Here is a 3,864-nt window from a genome sequence, read left to right on the forward strand (position 1 = left end):
AGATGTGTATAAGAGACAGGAGAGGCACCGACTCCGGGGGACGGGAGGTGGACGGGTCCCCGGGACGGGACGCGGACGGTGCCGAGGGGCCCGGACCGCGCCGCCGGGCGGCCGGAACCACCGGGCGGCGCCGCAGCACCCGCGGACGCCCCGCGCCCTCCCGCTCTTCGGCAGCCGGTGCGGCAACGCCCCGTACCAGGCGTACGACAGCGCGTAGCCGAACGCCAGGCACGTCATGCCTCCCACCGCGTCCAGCCAGAAGTGGTTCGCGGTCGCCACGATCACGACCAGTGTCGCCGTCGGGTACAGCAGTCCCAGGACGCGGGCCCAGGGTGCGCGGGCCAGCGCGAAGATCGTCAGCCCGCACCACAGCGACCAGCCGATGTGCATCGAGGGCATCGCCGCGTACTGGTTCGACATCTGCTTGAAGTTGCCGGACGCCATCGAGCCCCACGTCTGGTGCAGAAGGACCGTGTCGACGAACCCGCCGCCCCTCATCAGGCGGGGTGGTGCCAGGGGGAAGAGGTAGTACCCGAGCAGGGCGACGGCCGTGGTGGCGAAGAGGATCAGACGGGCCGCCGCGTAACGGCCCGGATGACGCCGGAACAGCCACACCAGTACCGCGACGGTGACGATGAAGTGCAGTGTCGCGTAGTAGTAGTTCATCGACACGATCAGCCATGTCACCGAATTGACCGCGTGGTTGACCTTCTGCTCGAAGGCCAGCCCCATCGTGTGCTCCAGCGACCAGATCCAGTCGGCGTTGCGCAGGGCCGCCGCCTTCTGCTCGGGCACGGCGTTGCGCACGAGTGAGTACAGCCAGTAACTCACCGCGATCAACAGGATCTCGAACCAGAGCCGGGGGCGGCGCGGGGCGCGCAGCGACCCGAGGCGCACGCGGGCGTCCGCCCTCGTCGAACCCGTGGGCCTCGGCCCGTCGGCGACGAGTGACGGGGTGACCGCCCTGCGGTCTTCCTCTGTGGTCACGTGCGCATCACCCATAGGCGCAGAGTCTGCCAGATACGTCCCCATCCACCGATCGTCCTCCCGTCGGGAGGACACCGCACACCGGGCCCGGGGGAGCGGCCCCGTGCCGCCCCGCGGGCGCCCCGGACGGCGGGGTGTCCCTCAACGCCGGGGGAGGCCGCCCGCGGACGGGCCGGGGCCCGCCGCCGTGGTGCCGCGCACCACCAGCTCCGGCATGAACACGAACTCGCTGTGCGGCGCGGGGGTGCCGCCGATCTCCTCCAGCAGGGTGCGCACCGCCGCCTGGCCCATGGCCGTCACGGGCTGCCGGATCGTGGTCAGCGGCGGATCCGTGAACGCTATGAGCGGGGAGTCGTCGTACCCGACCACCGAGAGGTCGCGCGGGACCTCCCGGGACAGCCGGCGGGCCGCGCGGATCGCGCCCAGCGCCATCATGTCGCTCGCGCACACCACCGCCGTACAACCGCGCTCCATCAGGGCGGAGGCCGCCGCCTGGCCGCCCTCCAGGGTGTAGAGGGAGTGCTGGATCAGCTCCTCCGCCTCCTGGGCCGTGAGGTCCAGCTGCTCCCGCATCGTGGCGCGGAAGCCCTCGATCTTGCGGAGCACCGGGACGAAACGCTTCGGGCCGACCGCCAGGCCGATGCGCTCATGTCCCAGGGCCACGAGGTGCGTCACCGCGAGCCGCATCGCGGCCCGGTCGTCCGGCGAGATGAACGGCGCCTGGACCTTGGAGGAGAAGCCGTTGACGAGGACGAAGGGCACGCCCTGGGCGCGGAGTTGTTCGTAACGCTGCATGTCGGCGGAGGTGTCGGCGTGCAGGCCGGAGACGAAGATGATGCCCGACACCCCACGGTCCACGAGCATTTCGGTCAGCTCGTCCTCCGTGGAACCGCCCGGTGTCTGGGTCGCCAGGACCGGTGTGTATCCCTGCCGGGTCAGCGCCTGGCCGATGACCTGGGCCAGCGCGGGGAAGATCGGGTTCTCCAGCTCGGGCGTGATCAGCCCGACCAGACCGGCGCTGCGCCGGCGCAGTCGCACCGGGCGTTCGTAGCCGAGGACGTCGAGCGCCGCGAGGACGGATTCACGGGTGGTCGCCGCAACACCGGGCTTGCCGTTGAGTACGCGGCTGACGGTCGCTTCACTGACCCCCGCCTGAGTTGCGATATCGGCAAGCCGTGCGGTCATGAGTGGACTGTACCGGGCGTGTGTCCGATTGCCCACCGCGTACCGGATCCGGGCGCCGGGGGCGCGCGCTCACCGTACGCGGCGCCGTCTGCGGAAACATCTTGCAAGGCCTTGCGGAACTTCTGTGCCGGGGGCCACAAGAGCACGACACCGCCCGCAGGTGGGGTCTGGCCTGGGGTGTGCAGGGTGTGAGCGGTTCAGTCAAGAGGCTTGACGGCAACCTTGAGGACACGCCAATGTAACGATCGACGGAGCTTGCAGAAATCTTCCGCAAGCTCTTTCGGTCGTCTTGCATCCTTGTTACGTTCACGTCGACCCGGCGCCGCGACGGAGCGGTACGGCAGTTGAAGGAGTTCAGATGCGACGTGGCATAACGGCCACCGCCCTGGTCGCGGCCCTGGCGCTCGCGGCGACCGCCTGCGGCAGTGACGACGAGTCCGACGGCGGCAGCAAGAGCTCGGGTGAGCTCTCCGGCACCGTGACGTGGTGGGACACCTCGAACGTCGGCAGCGAGGACAAGGTCTTCAAGAAGATCGCCGAGGGCTTCGAGAAGAAGCACCCGAAGGTCGACGTCAAGTACGTCAGCGTTCCGTTCGGCGACGCGCAGAACAAGTTCAAGAACGCGGCGCAGGCGGGCTCCGGCGCCCCGGACGTCATCCGCTCCGAGGTCGCCTGGACCCCCGAGTTCGCCGACCTCGGCTACCTCGCCCCGCTGGACGGCACCGCGGCGCTGAAGGACGAGGGCGACTTCCTCAAGCAGGCCGCGGCGTCCACCAAGTACAACGGCAAGACGTACGCGGTCCCGCAGGTCATCGACTCCATGGGCATCTTCTACAACAAGAAGCTGTTCAAGGACGCCGGCGTCCAGCCGCCCGCGAACATCGACGACCTCAAGAGCATCTCCAAGAAGATCAAGGAGAAGACCGGCAAGACCGGTCTCTACCTGCGCGGCGACGACTCGTACTACTTCCTCTCCTTCCTCTACGGCGAGGGCGGCGACCTGGTCGACGCGGCCGACAAGAAGGTCACCGTCGACAACGCCGCGGGCGTCAAGGCGTTCGGTGTCGTGAAGGACCTCGTCGACTCCGGGGCGGCCAAGACCGACGCCACGGACGGCTGGGAGAACATGATGCAGGCGTTCAAGAACGGCGACGTCGCGATGATGATCAACGGCCCCTGGGCCGTGGCCGACACGCTGACCGGCAAGGAGTTCTCCGACAAGGAGAACCTGGGCATCTCCACGGTGCCGGCCGGCTCCGCCGGTCAGGGCGCCCCGCAGGGCGGCCACAACCTCGCCGTCTACGCGGGCTCCAAGAACCTGGAGGCCTCCTACGCCTTCGTCGACTACATGACCTCGGTCGAGGCCCAGGCGCAGACCGCCGGTGAGCTCAACCTGCTGCCGACCCGCACCTCCGCGTACGCCAAGCAGCAGGCCGTGGACAGCGAGATCGTCCAGTTCTTCAAGCCCGTCGTCGAGACCGCCGTCGAGCGTCCCTGGATCCCGGAGACCGGCAGCCTCTTCGCCCCGCTGAACACCGAGTACACCAACGTCCTCACCGGCCAGTCCACGCCGGAGAAGGCCGCCAAGGCGACCGGCGACTCCTACCGCAAGCTCCTCAAGGGCTGGAAGTAACTCAGGAAGGCAGGCCGGCTGATGGCTGTCCACACCAGCTGTCTCTTATACACATCTCT

3 protein-coding genes are annotated in these 3,864 nt (G+C 68.7%); 1 reads left to right on the forward strand and 2 read right to left on the reverse strand.

Annotated features, from left to right (window positions below; translation table 11 throughout):
* The coding region (locus IH13_RS0114495; RefSeq protein ID WP_420713361.1) for a phosphatase PAP2 family protein at positions 1-987 on the reverse strand (987 nt) is incomplete at its 3' end.
* A gap of 141 nt (positions 988-1,128) precedes the next feature.
* On the reverse strand, positions 1,129-2,172 hold the full coding sequence (locus IH13_RS0114500) for a LacI family DNA-binding transcriptional regulator (RefSeq protein ID WP_031084487.1): 1,044 nt from the start codon (positions 2,170-2,172) through the stop codon (positions 1,129-1,131).
* A gap of 358 nt (positions 2,173-2,530) precedes the next feature.
* On the opposite strand from IH13_RS0114500, the gene IH13_RS0114505 reads away from it, so the two are divergent.
* The gene (locus tag IH13_RS0114505) at positions 2,531-3,805 is read left to right on the forward strand and encodes an extracellular solute-binding protein (protein WP_031084488.1); all 1,275 of its coding nucleotides are present in this window, start codon (positions 2,531-2,533) and stop codon (positions 3,803-3,805) included.
* The last annotated feature ends 59 nt before the right edge of the window (positions 3,806-3,864 follow it).

The sequence above is a fragment of the Streptomyces sp. NRRL WC-3549 genome (genome assembly GCF_000721935.1).
In the GTDB taxonomy this organism is placed as follows: domain Bacteria; phylum Actinomycetota; class Actinomycetes; order Streptomycetales; family Streptomycetaceae; genus Streptomyces.

What these genes read in the sequence shown, in the direction of transcription:
- IH13_RS0114500 (WP_031084487.1), bottom strand. Translation starts at nt 2,172, where the DNA reads ATGACCGCACGGCTTGCCGATATCGCAACTCAGGCGGGGGTCAGTGAA.
- IH13_RS0114505 (WP_031084488.1), top strand. Translation starts at nt 2,531, where the DNA reads ATGCGACGTGGCATAACGGCCACCGCCCTGGTCGCGGCCCTGGCGCTC.